This is a genomic window from Peribacillus sp. 05N428 (genome assembly GCF_056397085.1).
In genome coordinates this window covers 63,242-85,234 of sequence record NZ_JBFTMS010000017.1, presented here as the reverse complement: position 1 = coordinate 85,234, position 21,993 = coordinate 63,242, and the positions used below count along the sequence as shown (strand labels likewise).

Annotated in this window: 19 protein-coding genes; 17 read left to right on the top strand and 2 right to left on the bottom strand. The window is 42.7% G+C overall.

From position 1 onward, the window contains the following. Window positions 1-3: 3 nt before the first annotated feature. The 11 genes from AC1DIV_RS16680 (at window position 4) to AC1DIV_RS16630 (ending at window position 10,749) form a co-directional block, all read left to right on the top strand. The gene (locus AC1DIV_RS16680) at window positions 4-765 is read left to right on the top strand and encodes a tRNA threonylcarbamoyladenosine dehydratase (RefSeq protein ID WP_054400119.1); all 762 of its coding nucleotides are present in this window, start codon (window positions 4-6) and stop codon (window positions 763-765) included. Between the two features lie 186 nt (window positions 766-951). After that, window positions 952-2,139, top strand: coding sequence for an ABC transporter substrate-binding protein (locus tag AC1DIV_RS16675; RefSeq protein WP_477576930.1), 1,188 nt, complete (start codon window positions 952-954; stop codon window positions 2,137-2,139). A gap of 76 nt (window positions 2,140-2,215) precedes the next feature. After that, window positions 2,216-3,094 (top strand): branched-chain amino acid ABC transporter permease, encoded by an 879-nt coding sequence (locus AC1DIV_RS16670; protein ID WP_034308761.1) that lies wholly within the window; start codon window positions 2,216-2,218, stop codon window positions 3,092-3,094. 13 nt (window positions 3,095-3,107) lie between these two features. Next, window positions 3,108-4,079: a branched-chain amino acid ABC transporter permease gene (locus tag AC1DIV_RS16665; RefSeq protein ID WP_477576928.1), complete on the top strand. Its 972-nt coding sequence runs from the start codon at window positions 3,108-3,110 to the stop codon at window positions 4,077-4,079. Continuing rightward, complete coding sequence (locus AC1DIV_RS16660) at window positions 4,054-4,833, top strand: ABC transporter ATP-binding protein (protein WP_053535808.1); 780 nt, start codon at window positions 4,054-4,056, stop codon at window positions 4,831-4,833. The genes AC1DIV_RS16665 and AC1DIV_RS16660 overlap by 26 nt, the downstream gene beginning before the upstream one ends. Beyond that, window positions 4,833-5,540 carry an ABC transporter ATP-binding protein gene (locus AC1DIV_RS16655; RefSeq protein WP_251539712.1) on the top strand — a complete coding sequence of 236 codons (708 nt, stop codon included), beginning with the start codon at window positions 4,833-4,835 and terminating at the stop codon, window positions 5,538-5,540. Before AC1DIV_RS16660 ends, AC1DIV_RS16655 begins: the two co-directional genes overlap by 1 nt. A 548-nt stretch (window positions 5,541-6,088) precedes the next feature. Next, window positions 6,089-7,267 (top strand): ABC transporter substrate-binding protein, encoded by a 1,179-nt coding sequence (locus AC1DIV_RS16650; RefSeq protein ID WP_048684380.1) that lies wholly within the window; start codon window positions 6,089-6,091, stop codon window positions 7,265-7,267. A gap of 163 nt (window positions 7,268-7,430) precedes the next feature. After that, on the top strand, window positions 7,431-8,309 hold the full coding sequence (locus AC1DIV_RS16645; protein ID WP_095390668.1) for a branched-chain amino acid ABC transporter permease: 879 nt from the start codon (window positions 7,431-7,433) through the stop codon (window positions 8,307-8,309). A 13-nt stretch (window positions 8,310-8,322) separates the two neighbouring features. Further along, window positions 8,323-9,288 (top strand): branched-chain amino acid ABC transporter permease, encoded by a 966-nt coding sequence (locus tag AC1DIV_RS16640; protein ID WP_034308749.1) that lies wholly within the window; start codon window positions 8,323-8,325, stop codon window positions 9,286-9,288. Then, entirely contained in the window at window positions 9,260-10,042 is a 783-nt protein-coding gene (locus tag AC1DIV_RS16635) for an ABC transporter ATP-binding protein (protein ID WP_477576926.1), read from the top strand. Before AC1DIV_RS16640 ends, AC1DIV_RS16635 begins: the two co-directional genes overlap by 29 nt. Beyond that, on the top strand, window positions 10,042-10,749 hold the full coding sequence (locus AC1DIV_RS16630; RefSeq protein WP_034308744.1) for an ABC transporter ATP-binding protein: 708 nt from the start codon (window positions 10,042-10,044) through the stop codon (window positions 10,747-10,749). The genes AC1DIV_RS16635 and AC1DIV_RS16630 overlap by 1 nt, the downstream gene beginning before the upstream one ends. 624 nt (window positions 10,750-11,373) lie before the next feature. Here AC1DIV_RS16630 and AC1DIV_RS16625 read toward each other — a convergent pair. Next, the gene (locus AC1DIV_RS16625) at window positions 11,374-11,559 is read right to left on the bottom strand and encodes a hypothetical protein (protein WP_477576925.1); all 186 of its coding nucleotides are present in this window, start codon (window positions 11,557-11,559) and stop codon (window positions 11,374-11,376) included. 434 nt (window positions 11,560-11,993) lie between these two features. Between AC1DIV_RS16625 and AC1DIV_RS16620 the strand changes: the two genes are divergently transcribed. After that, window positions 11,994-13,877 carry a S8 family peptidase gene (locus AC1DIV_RS16620; RefSeq protein ID WP_477576923.1) on the top strand — a complete coding sequence of 628 codons (1,884 nt, stop codon included), beginning with the start codon at window positions 11,994-11,996 and terminating at the stop codon, window positions 13,875-13,877. A 257-nt stretch (window positions 13,878-14,134) separates the two neighbouring features. After that, entirely contained in the window at window positions 14,135-16,132 is a 1,998-nt protein-coding gene (locus AC1DIV_RS16615; RefSeq protein WP_477576922.1) for a CDP-glycerol glycerophosphotransferase family protein, read from the top strand. Window positions 16,133-16,307: 175 nt separating this feature from the next. Here the strand turns inward: AC1DIV_RS16615 and AC1DIV_RS16610 are convergent, their stop codons facing one another. Beyond that, window positions 16,308-16,499 carry a hypothetical protein gene (locus AC1DIV_RS16610; protein WP_048681418.1) on the bottom strand — a complete coding sequence of 64 codons (192 nt, stop codon included), beginning with the start codon at window positions 16,497-16,499 and terminating at the stop codon, window positions 16,308-16,310. Window positions 16,500-16,791: 292 nt separating this feature from the next. On the opposite strand from AC1DIV_RS16610, the gene galT reads away from it, so the two are divergent. From galT to AC1DIV_RS16590, 4 genes are all read left to right on the top strand, one after another. Continuing rightward, window positions 16,792-18,321: a UDP-glucose--hexose-1-phosphate uridylyltransferase gene (gene galT / locus AC1DIV_RS16605; protein ID WP_477576920.1), complete on the top strand. Its 1,530-nt coding sequence runs from the start codon at window positions 16,792-16,794 to the stop codon at window positions 18,319-18,321. Between the two features lie 109 nt (window positions 18,322-18,430). Then, on the top strand, window positions 18,431-19,624 hold the full coding sequence (locus AC1DIV_RS16600; protein ID WP_477576919.1) for a galactokinase: 1,194 nt from the start codon (window positions 18,431-18,433) through the stop codon (window positions 19,622-19,624). A gap of 3 nt (window positions 19,625-19,627) precedes the next feature. Then, the gene (galE, locus tag AC1DIV_RS16595) at window positions 19,628-20,617 is read left to right on the top strand and encodes a UDP-glucose 4-epimerase GalE (protein WP_477576918.1); all 990 of its coding nucleotides are present in this window, start codon (window positions 19,628-19,630) and stop codon (window positions 20,615-20,617) included. An 18-nt stretch (window positions 20,618-20,635) separates the two neighbouring features. Continuing rightward, window positions 20,636-21,715, top strand: a complete 1,080-nt coding sequence (locus tag AC1DIV_RS16590; RefSeq protein ID WP_477576917.1) for a M24 family metallopeptidase — start codon at window positions 20,636-20,638, stop codon at window positions 21,713-21,715. Window positions 21,716-21,993 lie beyond the last annotated feature (278 nt).

Here is a 21,993-nt window from a genome sequence, read left to right as displayed (position 1 = left end):
TATATGCTGCATCAGTTTTCACGTAATGAATTGGCAATTGGCAAGGAAGGAATCGATATTCTGAAAAACACGACCGTTGCTGTCCTGGGTGTTGGAGGCGTTGGTTCATTTTCAGCCGAAGCATTGGCACGCACCGGTGTAGGCCGCATTATTCTTGTTGATAAAGACGATGTCGACATCACAAATGTAAACAGGCAGATCCATGCTCTATTATCAACAGTCGGTCAACCGAAAGCGGAATTGATGAAAAATCGAATTCAAGACATCAATCCTGACTGCGAAGTGATCGCTCTTAAAATGTTCTATACAGAAGAGACGTTTGAGGAATTCTTCAGCTATGGTCTGGACTATGTCATTGATGCATCGGATACGGTCATTTATAAAATGCATGTGATGAAGGAATGCCTGAAACGGAATATCAAGGTGATTTCAAGCATGGGGGCCGCTAATAAGATGGACCCGACGCGTTTTCAAATTGCCGATATCTCCAAAACGCATACCGATCCGCTAGCCAAGGTCATTCGTACTAGATTGCGTAAAGAGGGCATAACAAAGGGAATTCCCGTTGTCTTTTCCGACGAGAGCCCTATTGTCATTCGTGAGGATGTGCGGAAAGAAGTCGGCAATGATGAGGCAAAAATCCGTAAAGCCCAAATGCCTCCGTCTTCGAATGCATTCGTACCATCCGTTGCGGGTTTAATTGCAGCAAGCTGGGTGATCAATGATCTATTAAAAGACATTGAAGTTCGCCGTGTAAACGATTGATAAAATCAACTGACTCTACAATGGGTCAGTTTTTTTGTGTCGAATAGTAGATATTCCCTTTTAATAACTTTTTTATCCATATCATATAGACGGGGTCGAAAGAATGAGATAAACTATTTTCAGAATATTATTTTTATTCAGATATTCTATTTGTTTAAAAGAACATACAAAACAAGGGGGTTTCAAATGAAGAAGAAAAAGCTAGCAGGAGTGTTTCTATCACTTTCATTGGTTGCAGGGGCGCTGGCAGGTTGCAGCGGCGACTCGAAAACTAGCAGTTCAGGCGGAGGTTCATCAAAATCGGGTGACACCATTAAAATTGGGGCCAACCTTGAATTATCCGGAGGTACGGCATCATTCGGCCAATCGGCTGCAGATGGTTTGAAACTGGCCATCGATGAGATTAATAAAGAGGGCATCGACGGTAAAAAACTGGAGATCGTTAAGGTTGATAATAAATCTGACGCAGCAGAAGCTACAAGCGGTTCGATCAAGTTAGTCAGCCAGGACAAGGTGGTGGCTGTAGTCGGATCTGCAACGAGCACGAATACATTGGCACAGGTTCAAGTCGCACAAGATAATAAAGTTCCTCTCCTTACACCAACTGCAACAAATCCCGACATTACCAACAAAGCTGGAAAATTAAATGATTATGTGTTCAGAACTTGCTTTATCGATCCATTCCAAGGTACGGTGGCAGCCAATTTCGCATCTGACGAAATTGGAGCAAAGACGGCTGCGATCTATGTGGATAGCGCAAGTGATTATTCTAAAGGATTGGCCGCAGCTTTTAAAGAAGCATTCACTGCCAAGGGCGGTAAAATCGTGGCGGAAGAAGCTTATGTAACGAAAGATACTGATTTCCGTTCTACATTGACACGTATCAAATCGGCAAAACCTGAGTTCGTTTTCCTTCCTGGTTATTATGAGGAAGTCGGATTGATCTTAAAACAGGCCCGTGAAGACGGCATAGACCTTCCATTCATGGGTGGGGACGGCTGGGATTCCCCGAAGGTCGTTGAAATTGCCGGAGCGGATGCTTTAAAAAATACGTATATCACGAATCACTATTCCCCGGAAGATGAAGATGCAAAAATCCAGGATTTCGTTGCAGCCTTCAAAAAGGAATACAATAAAACACCGGATGCCTTTGCCGCACTTGGCTATGACACTGGGTACTACCTGGCAGACGCCATCAAGAGATCTGGAGATGCTTCACCTGAAAAAATCAGACAAGCGTTGGAAGATGTCAAAGATCTTCAATTAGTTTCCGGAACGCTGAACCTTGATGAAAATCATGATCCGATCAAATCGGCGACCATCTTGGAATATGTGGATGGCAAACAAACATTCAAGACAAAAATCAATCCATAATACCTTACGTGGATAGGGGGCAAGTCCCCCCTATTCTATATTCACTTAAAAAACACCTTAACGGGGAGAGTGCAATATGGAACTGATTCAGCAATTGGTAAATGGCATTTCACTCGGAAGCATTTATGCTTTGATCGCGCTTGGCTATACGATGGTATACGGAATCGTCAAGCTCATTAACTTCGCCCATGGCGACGTATTCATGGTTGGTTCATTTGTGGGCTTTTACGCCATTACCGTAATGGACTTATCCTTCATACCGGCTTTATTGATTTCAATGGCCACATGTGCCATCTTTGGCGTTTTAATTGAACGCATTGCTTATAAACCCCTTCGTAATGCAACACGGATTGCGGCCTTGATAACGGCCATCGGTGTTTCCCTTCTGATAGAAAATGGGCTGATTTACATCCGGGGCGCCCAGCCGGAAGCCTATCCAAATAATGTCCTTCCGATGGATAAACTCGATATATTCGGAGTTTCCATCAGCAGTCAATCGATATTGATCTTATCCGTATCCATCATATTAATGATCATCCTACAATTCGTTGTCCATAAAACCAAAATCGGCAAAGCGATGCGTGCCGTTTCTTTCGATTCCGAGGCGGCCAAGCTGATGGGAATCAATGTGAATAATACGATTTCCGCTACGTTCGCCATAGGTTCGGCCCTGGCAGGGGCGGCTGGTGTCATTTTTGGCATCTACTATATTAAAATCGAACCGTTGATGGGTGTCCTTCCTGGCCTTAAAGCATTTGTTGCAGCCGTCTTGGGCGGCATCGGCATCATTCCGGGAGCGATGGTCGGCGGTCTGCTGCTTGGTGTGATCGAGGCTTTGGTCAGTGCAGCCGGTTACTCATTATGGCGCGATGGTGTGGCTTTCGTCGTACTTATCTTGATTTTGATTTTCTTGCCGCAGGGACTGTTCGGTAAAAATAAAAGAGAAAAAGTATAGGGGAGACATGGCGATGACTACTTTAAAGAATTCAAAGGGTTTTTGGCTCTCGATCGTGCTCGCACTTATTTTTTTCGGAATCATGCAGTACACCATTTCAAACGGTATCCTCAATCCATTTTATATCAACACGCTCATGTTCATCGGCATCAATATCATGCTGGCGACGAGCCTTCATTTAATCATTGGAATAACCGGGCAATTCTCGATCGGGCATGCCGGTTTTTTAGCGGTTGGGGCCTATGCTTCGGCAGTCATGACAATGAAGCTGGAACTTCCTTTCATCATAGCTGTATTGACTGGGGGCGTCATCGCCGCTGTTGCGGGTATGGTGATCGGAATACCCAGCTTGCGCCTGAAGGGGGATTACCTGGCGATAGCTACCCTTGGTTTTGGGGAAATTGTCCGGATCGTCCTTTTGAATATTGAATATGTAGGCGGTGCAAGCGGGATGCAGGTATCCCATCTGACTTCTTGGCCATGGGTTTTTGCCTGTGTGATGATCACCGTCTTAGTCAACAGGAATTTCACCAATTCGACTCACGGGCGTGCATGCATATCCGTAAGGGAAGATGAAACGGCGGCAGATGCGATGGGAATCAATACGACCTATTATAAAGTGGCGGCCTTCGTCATCGGAGCTTTTTTTGCCGGAATTGCCGGATCGCTCTATGCCCATAATTTTTATATTATCCAGCCATCGAATTTCGGTTTCCTGAAATCCTTCGATATACTGATTTTCGTCGTACTTGGCGGTCTTGGAAGTCTTTCAGGTTCGGTTTTGGCCGCCATTTTACTGACGATCGTGACGACATTCCTTCAGGATTATCCGGAAACGAGAATGATCATCTACAGTCTTGTCCTGATCCTGATGATGATTTTCCGTCCGCAGGGGTTAATGGGAACAAAAGAAATCACATCATTGTTCACACATAAAAAAACGAAAGGGGGCCCAAAGGATGGAAGCCACAATACCGTTGCTTAAGGTAGATTCGGTGGGTATCCGCTTTGGCGGATTGAAAGCGGTATCCGATGTGAACGTGGAATTATTTCCAGGGGAACTTGTAGGCCTGATCGGGCCGAATGGAGCTGGGAAAACGACCTTCTTCAATTTATTGACGGGTGTGTATGTCCCTACAGAAGGAACGATCGCCTTGAACGGGGAAAATCTAAATAAGCAGCCGCCTTATAAAATTACCCGAAAAGGGATCTCGAGGACCTTTCAAAACATTCGCCTCTTCAGTGAGCTATCCGTGATCGATAATGTGAAGGTTGCTTACCACTCGCTTGCCAAGCATGGAATTCCAAGCTCCATATTCCGGTTGCCCGGACATTTTTCAGGGGAAAAGGAAATGGATGAAAAGGCACTCGAATTTTTGCGGATTTTCAATCTAGACCATTTTAAGGATGAAAAAGCGAAGAACCTTCCATACGGACAGCAAAGGCGGCTGGAAATCGCCCGTGCCCTTGCCGCCAATCCGAAACTTCTTTTACTGGACGAACCGGCAGCCGGAATGAACCCCCATGAAACGAAAGAATTAATGAACCTCATTGCTTTTATCCGGAAGGAATTCAACCTTACCGTTTTGCTCATCGAACATGATATGTCACTGGTCATGGGTGTATGCGAACGGATTTATGTCCTTGATCATGGACAGCTCATCGCTCACGGAAAGCCGGAAGAAATCCGCAACGATCCAAAGGTTATCGAGGCATATCTAGGGGAGGAGGTTTCCTGATGCTGAAAATAGAGGACATCAATGTTTATTACGGCAATATCCAAGCGCTAAAAGGGGTTTCCATGGAGATAAATGAGGGGGAAATCGTGACTTTGATCGGGGCGAACGGAGCGGGAAAAAGCACGCTGCTCAAAACGATTTCCGGTCTGTTAAAACCAAAGCAAGGAAAAGTTCTGTTCGAAGGCGATTCGATTGGGGGGAAAGCGGCACAGGCCATCGTGAAAATGGGTATATCCCATGTACCTGAAGGACGACGTGTCTTCGCCAACATGACGGTGGCCGAAAACCTGGAGCTTGGAGCTTATTTGCGGAAAGACAAAGATGGCATCCATAAGGATATGGAAAAGGTATACGAGCTATTTCCGAGGCTGCTGGAGAGAATCAAACAGCAGGCTGGCACGCTTTCAGGCGGCGAACAGCAGATGCTTGCAATGGGTCGGGCTTTAATGGCGAAACCGCGATTATTACTGCTCGATGAACCTTCGATGGGCCTTGCACCGCTTCTGGTGAAGCAAATATTCAACATCATCCAGGAAATCAGTGAGTCCGGCACAACGATCCTTTTGGTCGAGCAAAACGCCAACCTCGCCTTATCCATTGCGGATCGGGCGTATGTCGTTGAAACGGGCCGAATCGTCCTGTCGGGCAATGCCGAGGAACTAACATCAAGTGAAGAAATAAAAATGGCCTATTTAGGAGGCCACTGAACCGCCATTTGGCGGTTTTTTTGTTTGTTGATCGGGTTATGCAAAATATGCAGGAAGATAAAAAAGCACAGGGTTTCATGCATGATTTTATACATCCAATATAGTATTATTCAATTTTGATATAGGAATTAAGACTAAAAAAACACGGAAAAACTGGGTTTAATTCCCTATCAATATACTTGTATTTTGGTAAAAATGTAATTAATAGGATGAGAAAAATAAGAGAATGAATAAAATTTTTTGATCTGTAAATAAGGATTTTGTAATATCAATATAATTTAATTATCAGTTTTTTCTGATTATATAGCTTGTTTTCGCAATATTTAAAATATATAAAGATAAAAATGATATAGCACTACCTGTGAAAAATATCCTATCTAGCGAAATCTTCTCGCAATTATTGTATAGACGGAATGAAAATTATGCGGTAAACTATTTTTCGAAATATTAATTTAATTTGAAACATTTCATCTAATCAATTTTTTTCTGAAGCATCATGAATAAATATTCATGCATCAGAGCTTGATTACAAAATGGGGGGATTATTTATGAAAAAGAAAAAATTAGCAAGTGCATTCCTTTCTCTATCACTTGCTGCAGGAGTGCTAGCGGGTTGTTCCGGCTCTGGTTCATCTGAAAAATCAAGCGGGGATGGAGATACGATCAAAATCGGTGTCAACCTTGAATTATCAGGCGGTGTCGCTTCATATGGACAATCGATTGCAGAAGGTCTGGAGCTTGCAACTGCAGAAATCAATAAAGAAGGCATTGACGGTAAAAAAATCAAACTAATTAAAGTCGATAATAAATCTGAAGCGTCCGAAGCGACAAGCGGAGCGATCAAGCTGACATCACAAGATCAGGTTGCGGCGATCGTAGGTGCAGCAACAAGCACGAACTCGATTGCACAAGTACAGATTGCCCAAGATAATAAAGTGCCGGTCATCTCACCTTCAGGTACAAGCCCTGAAATCACTTTCAGCAAGGATAAATTGAACGATTACGTTTTCAGGACAAGCTTCATCGATCCGTTCCAAGGGACGGTAGCTGCAAACTTTGCCGCTAAAGAAATCAAAGCGAAAAGTGCAGCCATCTATATTGACAGCTCAAGTGATTATTCAAAAGGGTTAGCCGCAGCCTTTAAAGAACAATTCGAAAAGAATGGCGGAAAGGTTGTTGCTGAGGAAGCTTACATTGCGAAGGATACTGATTTCCGTTCCACATTGACTCGTTTGAAATCGGCAAAACCTGATTTCATTTTCCTTCCTGGTTACTATGAGGAAGCTGGTCTGATCGTGAAGCAGGCACGGGAAACTGGACTTGACGTTCCATTCATGGGCGGCGACGGCTGGGATTCTCCTAAGCTAGTTGAAATTGCCGGTGCAAAAGCTCTAAATAATACGTTCATCACGAACCACTATTCTTCAGGTGATCCTGATGAGAAAATTCAGAATTTTGTGTCAGCATTTAAAGCGAAGTACAAAGATAAGTCCCCGGATGCATTTAATGCCCTAGGATATGACACAGGATACTTCCTTGCAGACGCGATTAAACGTGCTGGTTCAGCGGATTCGGAAAAAATCAAAGAAGCGCTGGAAAAAACGGCTGACCTTGAGCTTGTTACGGGTACATTCACATTAGATGAAAAACACAATCCAATCAAATCTGCTACCATCCTTGAATTTAAAGAAGGAAAACAAGTATTCAACACAAAAATCAATCCTTAATTTCGGAGAACAACTCCAACCCTTTCGCCGGCCCTTCATTAATAAGAAGGTGCTGGCGAATTCTCATTTTTCAAGCATACTAGGGTGCTGAACATCCTCTTAGCGGAATGAAAAGAGTCTGGACTAATTACTCATAAAATTAGATTTTCAAGGAGAGTCGAACATGGAATTGATACAACAGTTAATTAACGGGGTTTCATTAGGAAGTATTTATGCCCTTATCGCTCTCGGATATACGATGGTTTACGGGATTGTTAAATTGATAAACTTCGCACATGGCGATGTATTCATGGTCGGCTCATTCGTTGGGTTTTACTCAATAACGGTCCTGGATCTGTCATTCGTGCCCGCCCTATTAATCTCGATGACGGTCTGTGCGCTGTTTGGAGTATTGATCGAGCGAATCGCGTACAAGCCATTGCGTAACGCAACACGTATCGCGGCACTTATCACGGCCATCGGTGTTTCCCTTTTGATCGAATACGGATTCATTTACGTCCGCGGTGCACAGCCGGAAGCTTATCCGAATGATGTATTGCCGACAGACAAGTTCAATATTTTTGGAGTTTCCATCAATAGTCAATCGGTTTTGATTTTTGGAGTGGCTGTAGTCTTGATGATCATCCTGCAAATCATCGTTCATAAATCAAAAATCGGAAAAGCGATGCGTGCCGTTTCCTACGATGCGGATGCAGCTAAGCTGATGGGTATAAATGTCGATAACACGATTTCTGCCACCTTTGCAATCGGTTCCGCATTGGCTGGGGCAGCGGGCGTCATTTTCGGTATTTACTATATTAAGATCGAGCCGCTCATGGGTGTGCTTCCGGGATTGAAGGCATTCGTTGCCGCCGTACTTGGAGGGATCGGGATTATACCGGGCGCGATGGTCGGTGGCCTATTGCTAGGTGTCATCGAAGCTTTGGTCAGTGCCGCCGGTTACTCATTATGGCGTGATGCTGTAGCCTTCGTCGTACTGATTCTTATCTTGATTTTCATGCCACAAGGCTTATTCGGTAAAAACAAAAAAGAAAAAGTATAGGGGAGACAAAGCAATGACTACAATTAAGCGAGCAAAAGGTTTTTGGCTCTCGATTTCACTATCATTGATCTTTTTCGCCGTAGTTCAAGTGTTAATCGGCGGCGGATCGCTAAATCCTTTTTATCAAAATACGCTCATGTTCATCGGGATCAATATCATTCTGGCAGCGAGCCTGCACTTGATCATCGGGATAACCGGGCAGTTCTCCATCGGGCATGCCGGTTTCCTGGCAGTCGGTGCCTATGCCTCAGCCGTCATGACAATGAAGCTGGAAATGCCATTTTATGCGGCATTGATAGTCGGCGGTTTGGCGTCAGCGCTGGCAGGATTGATCATCGGAATTCCAAGCTTACGCTTAAAAGGTGACTATTTGGCGATTGCGACCCTTGGTTTTGGGGAAATCGTCCGGATCATGCTTTTGAATATCGATTATGTCGGCGGGGCGAGCGGCATGCAGGTTTCCCATTTGACCACTTGGCCTTGGGTATTCGCATCCGTCATCGTAACGATCATCGTCATCCGAAACTTTACTAGCTCGACCCACGGAAGAGCCTGCATATCGATCCGCGAGGACGAAACGGCTGCCGATTCGATGGGAATCAACACGACCTATTACAAAGTTGTCGCCTTTGCGATCGGTGCTTTTTTTGCCGGTATCGCTGGAGGACTTTACGCTCATAACTTCTATATCATCCAGCCATCGAACTTCGGATTCCTGAAATCATTTGATATTTTGATCCTTGTCGTACTTGGCGGTCTTGGAAGTCTTTCCGGTGCCGTATTGGCCGCGATATTACTGACGGTAGTCACGACTTTCCTGCAGGATTATCCGGAAACACGAATGATCATCTACAGTCTTGTGCTTATCGTGATGATGCTCTATCGCCCGCAAGGTTTAATGGGTACCAAAGAAATAACATCCATGTTCAAACGTAAAGGAGGAAGCAGCCATGAAAAAAATAAAAACACCGCTGCTTAAAGTCGATTCGGTCGGCATCCAGTTCGGAGGGCTTAAAGCCGTTTCTGATGTTAACGTCGAATTATATCCAGGAGAACTAATTGGCTTGATCGGGCCGAACGGCGCTGGAAAAACCACTTTCTTTAACTTGCTGACAGGAGTTTACGTCCCGACGGAGGGAACCATTTCTTTGGAAGGTGAGAACTTAGGAAAACTGCCCCCATATAAAATCACGCAAAAAGGGATCAGCCGGACATTCCAGAACATTCGCTTATTCAGTGAACTATCCGTGATCGACAATGTAAAAGTGGCCTATCATTCACTTTCGAAGCATGGCATCTTAAGTTCGATCTTCCGCATGCCGATTCATTTTAAAGGCGAAAAGGAAATGGATGAAAAAGCGATTGAGTTCCTGAAGATCTTCAACCTTGATCAATATAAGGATGAAAAGGCAAAGAACCTGCCATATGGTAAACAAAGACGTTTAGAGATCGCCCGGGCACTTGCCGCCAACCCGAAACTGCTTTTGCTCGATGAACCGGCAGCGGGGATGAACCCCCAGGAAACGCACGAACTCATGAACCTGATTGCCCTCATCCGTGAGAAATTCGATTTGACCGTATTATTGATAGAACATGATATGCCGCTCGTCATGGGTGTTTGCGAACGCATATATGTACTCGATCACGGACAACTGATCGCTCAAGGAAAGCCAGAGGAAATCCGTAACAATCCAAAAGTCATCGAGGCCTATCTGGGCGAGGAGGTTTCATAATGTTAAAAATCGAGGACATCAACGTCTATTACGGAAACATTCAAGCCTTGAAAGGAATCTCGCTTTCTATTAACGAAGGCGAAATCGTAACCCTGATCGGGGCGAACGGAGCCGGGAAAAGCACGTTGCTGAAAAGCATTTCCGGCCTATTAAAACCAAAACAAGGGAAGATCATATACGAAGGGGATTCCATCGGAGGAAAGGCAGCACAATCCATCGTGAAAATGGGCATTTCCCATGTCCCTGAAGGCCGGCGGGTCTTTGCTAACATGACCGTCGAAGAAAACCTTCAGCTAGGTGCTTATCTACGCAAGGATAAGGCAGGCATCAAGCAGGACATGGAGAAAGTCTATGAATTATTCCCGCGTTTGCTGGAGCGCCTGAAACAGCAATCCGGAACCCTTTCCGGCGGGGAACAGCAAATGCTCGCAATGGGAAGGGCACTCATGGCCAAGCCCCGGCTTCTGTTACTGGACGAGCCATCTATGGGACTCGCGCCATTATTGGTGAAGCAAATCTTTCATATCATCGAAGAAATCAACAAAACAGGTACAACGATTCTGCTGGTCGAACAAAATGCCAACTTAGCATTATCCATCGCGGACAGAGCCTATGTTGTCGAAACCGGCCGAATCGTCCTATCAGGCAAATCAGAGGAACTGACCGCAAGCGAAGAAATCAAGAATGCCTATTTAGGCGGACATTAAACCTGTTACAGACTGCAGACGAACTCGAGGAAAAAGCGAGTTTGGCTGCAGTTTTTTTGTTTTTAAAAAGGTTCCAGTTGATTTCAGAAATCCGCTCCCTTTCCGCCGACTGCCTGCCAAGCCTCCTCGCCTAGCGGCTGCGGTGTCTCGGCTAGCCAGTAATTCGGCAGGAGTGTTGCAAATTTCTTTCATCCAATAAGGATTACAGTAAAAAAACATGAAGAATAATTTAGTCTTGTTTTAAAATCATGGTTTAGGGTTAGACCATTCTAAACTCCCAGACTGACTACAGCCAAACTCGAGGAAAAGCGAGTTAGGCTGCAGTTTTTTATTTTAAAAAGGTTCCAGTTGATTTCAGAAATCCGCTCCCTTTCCGCCGACTGTCTGCCAAGCCTCCTCGCCTAGCGGCTGCGGGGTCTCGGCTAGCCAGTAATTCGGCAGGAGTGTCGCAAATTTCTTCCATCTATTAAGGATTACAGTAAAAAAACATGAAGAATAATTTAGTCTTGTTTTAAAATCATAGTTTAGGATTAGACCAATCGGAACTCCCAGACTGACTGGAGATATATTCGAGGAAAAGCGAGTTCGCCTGCAGTTTTTTATTTTAAAAAGGTTCCATTGATTTCAGAAATCCGCTCCCTTTCCGCCGACTGCCTGCCAAGCCTCCTCGCCTAGCGGCTGCGGTGTCTCGGCTAGCCAGTAATTCGGCAGGAGTGTCGCAAATTTCTTCCATCCAATAAGGATTACAGTAAAAAAATATGACGGATAATCATGTATTCCTTTTAAAAACATGTTTAGGGATGAGACCATTTCGAACTCCATTTTGACGACAAAAGGTATCTGGATTTTTTAAACACGAAGTTGATTGGAACGGAAGGTACGAGACTCCTGCGGGAAAAGCGAGTCCAGGGGAGACCCCACAGGCGCAAAGCGCCGAGGAGGCTCCCGGACCGCCCGCGGAAAGCGAGTGCCTGGAGTGGAAATCAAAGTGCAAATTTTGCAGTGAAATTAATATCTACAGTCAACCACTTTGTTTTAAAATTCAGGTAGACCCCATTTTGTCGACAATCTGAGACTGCTTTATAGCGGTTTTTTTGTTGTGTAAATAAGTTAATTTAACTAGATAAAAAGGTTAGTAAAACCTTATCGGACGGTATACAATCTAGTTAGGAATAATAGTAGAATTGGTTCATGATATAACCTCATCGATAGCTATTCTTAATCATATTTTTTGGAGTGATTGTATGCACAAGCTTATTCAGGCCATATTGCTGGTATTATTACTGTTTATGATTCTGCCAATCTACCAGCCAGATGCTGCGTCTGCAGAAGAGACGCCGCAATCTGATGGCGTCATCGTCAAGTACAAAGAGACGAGCGATGAGCCGATCAACGAGTTGATAGAAAAGGTGGAGGTTCCTAAAGGGGAATCAACCGATAACCTGATCGAGGAACTTGAAGAACAGAAGGATGTGGAATATGCAGAACCAAACTATCTGTTCAAGAAGATGGAAAGCCCGAACGATCCAGCCTACATAGACCAGTGGCACCATAAAAAGCTTGGTACGGGTGCAGCGTGGACAAAATCAATGGGATCGAAGGAATTGATCGTGGCCATCATTGACGACGGCATCGATCGCAACCACGAAGATTTAAAAGGGAGGATCGTCAATGCCTATGATACGATACGCAATCGGAAGCATATCGTCCCAAAAGGGGAGCATGGAACGCATATCGCTGGCATCATTGCCGGTTCTGCGAACAACGGTATTGGCGGAACGGGGGTTGCCCCGAATGTAAAACTAATGCCAATCAACGTCTTTGATGGGGAGTATGCCGATACGGCCGATATCATTGACGCGATACATTATGCCGTTCAGCAAAAGGCAAACATCATCAATATGAGTTTAGGCGACACCAGTTATTCGGAGTCCTTGAACAAGGCCGTCCAGGAAGCCTATAAAAAAGGCGTACTGATCGTCGCGGCTGCCGGGAATGAAGGGGATATGGGGAAAAATGTACAGCGTGTGTACCCAGCTGCATTCAGCCACGTCATTTCCGTTGCTGCCACTAACTCAAGTGACAAGCGTCCCAGTTATTCCAACTACCATTCAACAGTCGATATTGCTGCCCCTGGGGATGATATTCTTTCAACCTTGCCAAATGGTAAATACGGCTGGATGAGCGGAACATCGATGGCGACGCCGATGGTGGCGGGTGTAGCGGCATTGATTTGGTCCCATGAGCCCAAGCTCAACAAAACGGAGGTTGAATACCGCCTCTATGATTCAGCCGTGGACCTAGGTACAAAAGGGAAAGACATATACTATGGAAACGGGCGGGTCAATGCCAAAAAAGCACTGGAAATGAAGACGCTGACCAAACCGTCCGTGACTGCGATATCCGATAAGGACACCAAGATCAATGGGAAAATCCCGGTTGATTTCAAAACGGGAACCGTTTCCATTTATACCGATAAAAAACAACTCGCCACAGTGAAGATCAACGGCGAAAAAACGTTTACAGCGACCATCGCAAAACAAACAGCCGGCACGACCATCTCTACTAGGCTCATCGATAAATCGGGAAATAAAAGTATACCCGTTTCATTTAAAGTCGCAGATAAAACGGCTCCTGCAAGACCGTCCGTAAATACGGTAGGTGACAATACCGTAAAAGTAACCGGCAAAGCGGAAGCAAGCTCTTCTGTCACCGTCAAAACTGGCAGAACGGTTCTAGGCAAAGCAAATTCCAACAGCGCAGGGAATTTCACCGTAACGATGTCAAAAAAACAAAAAGCCGGAAAAGTCCTATCCGTTACAGCAACCGATAAAGCAGGCAATATAAGCTCGATCAAAACCGTGACCGTCGCAGACAAAACAGCACCAAGTAAACCGACGGTCAACACAGTCACGACAAAAACGACAATAGTAACGGGTAAAGCAGAAGCTAACTCCACTGTGTCCATCAAAGCATCAAAAAAAGTGATCGGCTCTGCAACAGCAACGACCAAAGGCACATTCTCGGTTAGAATCCCCAAGCAAAAAGCCGGAAAGAACCTATATATTTATGCCAAAGACAAAGCGAAAAACGTAAGCGAATCAAGAAAAGTAACAGTTAAAAAGTGATGGAAAAACAAGAACAGCCCCCAATCATCTAATTGGGGGCTGTTTATGATTATGGATACAATAAGGGAAAGTTACACGACGGCTATTTGGATGAACAAACAAAAGTTAAAAGTTTTCTAAAATATAATTACAATGAAGTGTATAACTAGTATAATATCATAGGTATATTGTCTTTTTTTCAAAATATACGCTGTGACAAAGGTACCGGCAAAATATGCCGTAGGATTATAAGTACCGGAAAACATGGGGGGAAAGCTTTGAAACAAGAAACTGTTTATGGTCATCTTGAAAATGGAAATCCTGTTTTAGCAGATGGCTATTGCCTTTTCAATGGCACTAAGAGTATTAATAGAAAAAGAAAATATAATATGAAGTATTTCGTCTATAGTCAAGAAACGAACAATACGGTCACTCTTTCAGGATTTGAACCAATGACAACCCTGCAAACGATCACTACAAAGAAAGGAAATGTTAAGGAAAGAATTATTTTCTTCGTTGATACAAACTGCAAACTTTCCTTCGTGAAAACAAACCAAAAAAATCTGCAGATAGACAAAACACTGGATAAGATAGAGAAAAGCCCGTTTTTCAAAAGTTTAGTATTCCTTTTATTTTTTCACTTCCTATTTGTTGGGGTCATGCGCAGCAGAAATTATTCGTTTAAAGACGTATACTTATCTTTCGGTTACGATAAAAGCATAAATTTCAAAGTGCATTTTCTCTTTCCAGTCAAAATAAGAGAGAAATTCGCAATGAAGACAGGGAAGATATCGATATTCATTCATACCTACTGGTCTTTCATACCAATGAAGGAAATTTATCAACATTATGTAACCACTAGCGAGATTAATACGCCTATTTTTATCAAACTCAGTCACGCTGACCATGATTATTGGTATAATTTTAAATCAGACTCTAAGCACAAATACAATAAAAATCATTATCTGTACAACACCCGGTCCTATCGTTTGGGGCAGATGAATAGTGAACTTTTTATTCGAAAGTCTATAACAGGACAATACGTTATCGTATTGACAAGTATAATGAGCAAAAGCATTATAATTAAAGAAAGATTTGCTTATTTGATCAGCCTTTTTTCATTAAACAAAAAAAAATACGATATCTATTTTGAAAAATTCAGTGCAGGGGCTTCGGAATCGGCCTTTGAACTGTTTAAATATGCATTCAAGATGGGGGATTCCTGCGTTTATATCTTAGAAAAAGGTCACCCCGAATTCAAGAATCTTAAGCAACAATACGGAAAAGCCCTAGTTGGGAAAAATAGTTTTCTTGCTTTCTATCACATCTTTTTAGCCAGGAGTTTTCAATCTTCCGATCTTGTGGGTCATATACAACGCCGATTGTACGATAACGATTACCTAATTAAGAAAAAGGTTCTTTCATCTGATAAAAAAATAATGTTGCAGCATGGACCATGTATGGCGACCAATATTTTCGAACGTGGTTACTTTAATCGTAAAGTGCCGATTGCACCAGATTACATGCTCGTAAATTCCAATTTTGAGAAAAACTTATTCCTTAAAAATACAGGTTATACAGATAAAGAACTGATGGTAACTGGGCTGCCTAATATTGATTTATATGTCAAGGAACAACATAATGAAAAAAATCAAATCACATTCATGCTTACATGGCGACCATGGGACCTCACAGGAAGCATTGAAGTCGGAAGCTATTTAGACCGGTATTTCTCATTCTTAGAATTGATTCGCAAAGAGAAGTTCTACAAAGATAAAAAAATTAATGTCATTCTCCATCCTAAATCAAGAATCATACTTCAAGAACAGTTCCCGGATATATATGATAAATACGAAGAATCGTTCTTTATAGGGGATATAAAGGATGCTCTATTAAACAGTAAAGTTGTCATATCCGATTATTCTTCTATTACTTTCTATGCGTTTGCAGGCGGAAGTAATGTAATCTTCTATTGGGAAGACAAGGCTCTTGCAGAAGTGGAATATGGCGCGCCAAACATTCTTCAGAAAGAAATTGCATTTGGCGGCATAGTAGAGAGATTCAAAGATTTACACGCTGAAATTGTTTACAATTACAATAACCCGCAATCACGTTTCCATATTGCACAATTCTCAAAATTAATGGAGTGCACTAGCGGTCACAATACAGAAAATACCTATGACTACATCCAAAACATCATTTTCCAAAATGAACATAACCCTCTTGAGGAAGAGAGTGCATTTTCTATGTCTGAAAAGCAATCTTCTGCTTCTTGATTGTTCTGGGACAAAAAGGGTATATTTGCAGAAGGCCACCAAATGGTGGTCTTTTTTTTGATTATGCGATTTACATCATACATTCAAATTAGAGAAAAATACCTTTTAAGGGACAAAAAAAGAAGCAATAGCCAATATTGCTTCTAGTTTACATATATCGACTTCATGAAATTCCTTAAATTTCACCCTCTTCAAGCCTCCTATTATACTCAACTTTACTGATCAATCCCTTTGCATTACAGGTAAGGCAATCTGTATAAATATCGTAGGCACCTGTACCTGCACAAACATGGCATTTTACATGAGTTTCCGGTATATCCTTATGCATGAATGAAAAAACTTTTCCAATATACTGCAGAATAATCATTCCCAAAACTCCTTTTTTTTCTATCATACAACGAAAAAGAGAGATGGAAACAGGAAATACAATAACATTACTTAAAACAAATAAAACCATAACATACTTTACATGGGGTTAAAAAATAAGCTTATACAGATTTAGTGCATTTAGAAGTAAAAAGGGAGTAGGTGGGTGAACAGTTAGTAATCAGAATTTTATGTCCTGCACAAAATCATTGAAAAAATTCAGTTTAACCTCTATTATTAAGGAAAGATAATTAATTAATTTAATTAAGTTGAGTTTTATATCCTTTCTGGAGGTGAATCAGGTGAAAATCTATCAAGCTATACATAGTTTATTACAATACGGAGTTCAGCAGCGTTTATTGGAGAAGGAAGATGTTACATATTCACGCAATCGAATTTTATATGTACTCGGCTTGGATGACTGGGAGGAATGTGAGGGAGAAGGGGAAGAGTTTTCTCTCGGGGTTATTCTTAATGAAATTTTAGATTGGGCATTCGAAAATGGTATTTTATCATCCAATTCTATTACCGAACGAGATATTCTTGATACTGAATTGATGAATTGCCTGATGCCCCGTCCGTCTGCAGTAATATCTGAATTTAAAGAAAATTATCTGAAAAGTCCTAAAGCGGCAACCGACCAATATTACCATTTATCGCTGGCATCGAATTATATCCGCAAAGAACGAATTGCAAAAAATATACAATGGAAAAGCAGGACACCATACGGCGAAATGGACATCACCATCAATTTATCAAAACCTGAAAAACACCCGGAGGAAATATCGCGATTGAAAAGTACGCCTCAAGGTTCTTACCCTTCCTGTGCTTTGTGCAGGGAAAATGAAGGATATAGTGGGAACCTACGGAATGCAGCTAGAGCGACACATAGGATAATACCGCTGACATTAAATAATGAGAAGTGGTTCCTGCAGTATTCTCCTTACGTGTATTATAATGAACATTCGATTGTCTTTAGGGGAGAACATGTGCCTATGAAGATTTCAGCTGATACATTCACACGGTTACTTGAATTTACAGACCAGTTTCCGCATTACTTCATTGGTTCGAATGCGGATCTGCCGATTGTCGGGGGATCCATCTTAACTCATGACCATTTCCAGGGAGGAAGATTTGAGTTTGCGTTAGAAAGAGCAGAAGTTGAGGAAAGAATCAGCCTGACCGACTACCCATCGGTCACACTGGGAATAGTCAATTGGCCGATGTCAGTCATCAGGGTTCGAGGGAAAAAGGATGAAGTTCAAGCCGTTACAGAGCTTATTTGGAAGAGCTGGCAAAACTATAGTGACCCGGAAGCTGATGTGCTTGCTTTTAGCGGCAATACTCCTCACAACACGGTAACGCCGATTGCAAGAAGATGCGGCGAGCTGTTTGAAATGGATGTCGTATTGAGGAATAACCGAACATCTGAAGAATTTCCCCATGGGATTTTTCATCCCCATGAAGAGCTGCATCATATTAAAAAAGAAAATATCGGCTTGATAGAAGTTATGGGCCTTGCTGTCCTTCCGGGAAGATTGGCCGAAGAGTTAAGTCAAGCAGCAGAATATCTGCTCTGTCCTGTTCTTAAAGAGAACTGGGATGAATCTGCAGTAAAGCATTATGACTGGATACAGAAAATATTAACCAAGTATCAAACCATAGCCAAAGATGAAGTGATGGAAATTATTGAAGTTGAGGTTGGGGAAGTATTCCAGACTGTTTTGGAACATGCAGGGATTTTTAAAAGAACAAGGGAGGGGAAAAATGCCTTCCTGAATTTTTTGAACTCGTTAAAAGAAGCATCCAAACTTAATAGGTAATGGAGTAAATATAAATAAGATGATGTGCCCGCATTAGTTTATTAATTAAATTAATTTAGATATAAGTGCTAGATATAAAAAATAGATTCAGAGAAAGGTGGCTGTACAAATGAATGCCATTCAGCTTCGCCAATTATTCCGTGATCAATTTGGCTACGAAGAAGGGGTCAGAATCTTTTTTGCTCCCGGGCGTGTTAATTTAATCGGAGAACACACGGATTATAATGGTGGCTATGTTTTTCCCGCTGCTTTAACATATGGAACTTGGGCAGCAGCGGCACCAAGCACTAGCAGGATGTACCGATTTGCTTCAGCAAATTTTCCATCAACAGCAACCTGTACGGTAACCGAGGAATTATTATACAGAGAAGAGGATGATTGGGCTAATTACCCAAAAGGTGTTTTAAAGGAATTGCTGCAGATAGCAGGACTAGAAGGTGCCGAAAAATTTATTGGGGCAGATGTGCTGTATTACGGAAATATCCCGAATGGCGCAGGGTTATCTTCTTCCGCATCAATCGAACTTGTTACTGGACTTGCACTAAGCAAGCTTGCTGACTTTGATATCCCCATGATGGGGTTGGTTGAAATAGGGCAGAAAGCAGAAAATCGTTTTGTTGGTGTCAATTGTGGGATCATGGATCAATTTGCGGTTGGAATGGGAAGGGAAAACCATGCTATGGTGCTGAAGTGTGATACGTTGAAATTCCGATATGTACCATTGGAGATTGATGGCTATAAGCTGGTTATTACCAATACAAATAAACGCCGCGGCCTTGCCGATTCCAAATATAACGAGCGAAGGGCCCAATGTGAAGAAGGGCTTTCAATCATTCAGCAACAGCTTCCATTGGTACGCAATTTAGGAGATGTCAGTCTAGCTGAATGGGAAAAAGTTCACCACTTTATTGAAGCTGATGTTATACACCGACGTGTAGAGCATGTCATTAAAGAAAATGAGCGTGTCCTTGCAGCCACGAATAGCTTGCAGGATAACGATTTGTATGCATTTGGTGCAAGGATGAAGCAATCACATGTATCATTAAGGGATTTATATGAAGTGACCGGCTTTGAGCTGGATACACTTTTTGAAGAAGCATCGAAGGTCGAAGGCTGTATAGGGACCCGTATGACCGGTGCGGGTTTTGGCGGGTGCAGCGTAAGTCTTGTTAAAGAAGAAGCTGTAGATGAGTTTAAGGAAAAAGTAGCAAAAAATTATTCGGAAAAAACGGGCCTGGAACCTATTTTTTATGTGTGTGAAATAGGAGATGGCGCTAAAGAAATAATGGATATGGGGGAATAGAACATGGCGATTTTGGTAACCGGCGGTGCAGGATATATTGGCAGTCATACTGTGGTCGAACTGTTGAACCAAGGTGAAGAAGTGGTTGTTGTCGATAACCTTAGGACAGGACATGAAAAGGCTGTGTCTGGCGGCGCCATTCACATCGGTGATATCCAGGATGAAGGTTTCCTGAATTCCGTTTTTAAAAAATATGATATTGAAGCTGTCATTCATTTTGCAGCAAGTTCACTGGTAGGGGAAAGCGTGCAAGAGCCCCTCCAATATTATGAAAATAACTTAATCGCTTCACACACTCTTGTTAAAGTGATGCTAACGCATGGCGTGAAGAAGATTGTTTTTTCTTCCACAGCAGCAACTTACGGTGAGCCGGAGCAAGTGCCCATATTAGAAGGGGATGCCACCAAGCCAACAAGCCCTTACGGGGAGACTAAATTGGCGATGGAGAATATGTTCAGGTGGTGTGATGGGTCAAATGGGTTAAAGTCGGTTTCGCTGCGTTATTTTAATGCGGCAGGTGCACACCCAGAAGGAATGATTGGCGAAGATCATACTCCAGAAAGCCACCTTATTCCAATAATACTTCAAGTTGCACTCGGACAAAGAGCGCATATCGGCATTTTTGGCGATGATTACCCTACCGAAGATGGTACCTGCATCCGTGATTACATCCATGTTATGGACCTTGCAAATGCTCATTGGCTAGCTCTTGAGCATTTGCGCAACAAAAATGAAAGTGATGTTTTCAACCTGGGGAACGGCAAAGGATTTTCTGTTAAAGAAGTCATTGAAACAAGCAGAAAAGTTACCGGTCATCCGATCCCTGAAGTAGTTAGTGAAAGACGTGCCGGGGACCCGGCAATCCTGATCGCTTCCTCTGAAAAGGCTCAAACTCTATTAGGCTGGAAGCCAAAGTATAATAATTTGAAAAAAATTATCGAAACAGCATGGAAATGGCATGAGGCCAATCCAAATGGTTATCAGGACAAATAGGCAAAGGGGAATGCATAAATGTCAACAGCTATAGAAAGAGTCCTTTCATTCATTGAAGAAAAAGAAATTGATGGGGTTTTCTTCCGTAAAAGAAGTAATTTTTCCTGGATAACGGAGGGGAAAGTGAATCACATTGTTAACACAACCGAAAACGGAGTGGCTGACCTGTTAATTACGGCTGATAAGAAATATTGCATTACCTCCAAAATGGAGTCGGCACGGATTCATGACGAGGAGCTTGCGGGATTAGGCTATGAATTCATAACTCCGGAGTGGTATGAAGATCAGGATGCTGTAGTGCGGGAATTATGTGCAGGTAAAAAGGTCGCAAGCGATGTGCCATTTGGTGATTTTCTTGATTTTGGAGCCCAATTGACCAGTTTGCGTTATTCCTTAAACGAGGCTGAAATTTCATGCTATCGCTGGCTTTCACTTAAGGCGGCAAAAGCAGTTGAAGCTACTTGCCGGGAAATTGAGCCGGGCTGGACCGAATATGAAATCGCGGCACATTTGGGTTCAAAGGTAGTCAAAGACGGTATCACACCACAGGTTATTCTTGTTTCGACAGATGAGAGGGTATTTAAATACCGCCATCCCATTCCGACGGATAAAAAACTGAAAAATTATGCCATGATTGTAATCTGTGCGGAAAAAAGCGGATTGGTAGCTAACGTGACGCGCTTTGTCCACTTTGGCGAGCTACCTCGGGAACTCAGGGAAAATAAGCAAAAGCTTGTTCAGATAGATCTTGCAATGAATACGGCAACAAGGCCTGGAGCAGTTATCAAGGATATTCTTCAGTATGGATTTGATACATACAGGAAGGTCGGACACGGAGACGACTGGCGCTTGCTTCATCAGGGTGGGCCAACCGGATACGCTTCCCGTGAATTCCTGGCAACCCCTGAAGCGGAAGGGACCGTTCAAGTAAATCAGGCCTTTGCATGGAATCCAGCCATCAAAGGAATTAAATCCGAAGATACTATTCTTGTTCGCGAACATGAAAATGAATTCCTGACTTTTACTGGTGAGTGGGTCTATATTGAAGTGGAACATGCAGGGAAGAAGTATCTTCGACCTGACATTTTGGTTAGATAATCAATTGCCAGGTAGTGCTTCCTTACAGGATGGAGGAAATCCTCTAACAGTCAGGAAATTTTCTCCATTAATTAAATTAAATTATTTACTTACCGTGTTTTATTTTAATATTTACTGCTTAAATTATTTATCTTTAAAATTGATTTGGGATTTTAAAGAGGGAAGGGATTCAATCCAATAGATGGCACCTACTTTTTCCCTTATTTTAAATGGTTTTCCTATTGAAAGCGTTGACAAAAAGAATCTATCAGATTATTATAAAAATAGAAAGTAAATTA

What these genes read in the sequence shown, in the direction of transcription:
- AC1DIV_RS16680 (WP_054400119.1), top strand. Translation starts at nt 4, where the DNA reads ATGCTGCATCAGTTTTCACGTAATGAATTGGCAATTGGCAAGGAAGGA.
- AC1DIV_RS16675 (WP_477576930.1), top strand. Translation starts at nt 952, where the DNA reads ATGAAGAAGAAAAAGCTAGCAGGAGTGTTTCTATCACTTTCATTGGTT.
- AC1DIV_RS16670 (WP_034308761.1), top strand. Translation starts at nt 2,216, where the DNA reads ATGGAACTGATTCAGCAATTGGTAAATGGCATTTCACTCGGAAGCATT.
- AC1DIV_RS16665 (WP_477576928.1), top strand. Translation starts at nt 3,108, where the DNA reads ATGACTACTTTAAAGAATTCAAAGGGTTTTTGGCTCTCGATCGTGCTC.
- AC1DIV_RS16660 (WP_053535808.1), top strand. Translation starts at nt 4,054, where the DNA reads ATGGAAGCCACAATACCGTTGCTTAAGGTAGATTCGGTGGGTATCCGC.
- AC1DIV_RS16655 (WP_251539712.1), top strand. Translation starts at nt 4,833, where the DNA reads ATGCTGAAAATAGAGGACATCAATGTTTATTACGGCAATATCCAAGCG.
- AC1DIV_RS16650 (WP_048684380.1), top strand. Translation starts at nt 6,089, where the DNA reads ATGAAAAAGAAAAAATTAGCAAGTGCATTCCTTTCTCTATCACTTGCT.
- AC1DIV_RS16645 (WP_095390668.1), top strand. Translation starts at nt 7,431, where the DNA reads ATGGAATTGATACAACAGTTAATTAACGGGGTTTCATTAGGAAGTATT.
- AC1DIV_RS16640 (WP_034308749.1), top strand. Translation starts at nt 8,323, where the DNA reads ATGACTACAATTAAGCGAGCAAAAGGTTTTTGGCTCTCGATTTCACTA.
- AC1DIV_RS16635 (WP_477576926.1), top strand. Translation starts at nt 9,260, where the DNA reads ATGAAAAAAATAAAAACACCGCTGCTTAAAGTCGATTCGGTCGGCATC.
- AC1DIV_RS16630 (WP_034308744.1), top strand. Translation starts at nt 10,042, where the DNA reads ATGTTAAAAATCGAGGACATCAACGTCTATTACGGAAACATTCAAGCC.
- AC1DIV_RS16625 (WP_477576925.1), bottom strand. Translation starts at nt 11,559, where the DNA reads ATGGTCTCATCCCTAAACATGTTTTTAAAAGGAATACATGATTATCCG.
- AC1DIV_RS16620 (WP_477576923.1), top strand. Translation starts at nt 11,994, where the DNA reads ATGCACAAGCTTATTCAGGCCATATTGCTGGTATTATTACTGTTTATG.
- AC1DIV_RS16610 (WP_048681418.1), bottom strand. Translation starts at nt 16,499, where the DNA reads ATGATTATTCTGCAGTATATTGGAAAAGTTTTTTCATTCATGCATAAG.
- AC1DIV_RS16600 (WP_477576919.1), top strand. Translation starts at nt 18,431, where the DNA reads ATGAATGCCATTCAGCTTCGCCAATTATTCCGTGATCAATTTGGCTAC.
- galE (WP_477576918.1), top strand. Translation starts at nt 19,628, where the DNA reads ATGGCGATTTTGGTAACCGGCGGTGCAGGATATATTGGCAGTCATACT.
- AC1DIV_RS16590 (WP_477576917.1), top strand. Translation starts at nt 20,636, where the DNA reads ATGTCAACAGCTATAGAAAGAGTCCTTTCATTCATTGAAGAAAAAGAA.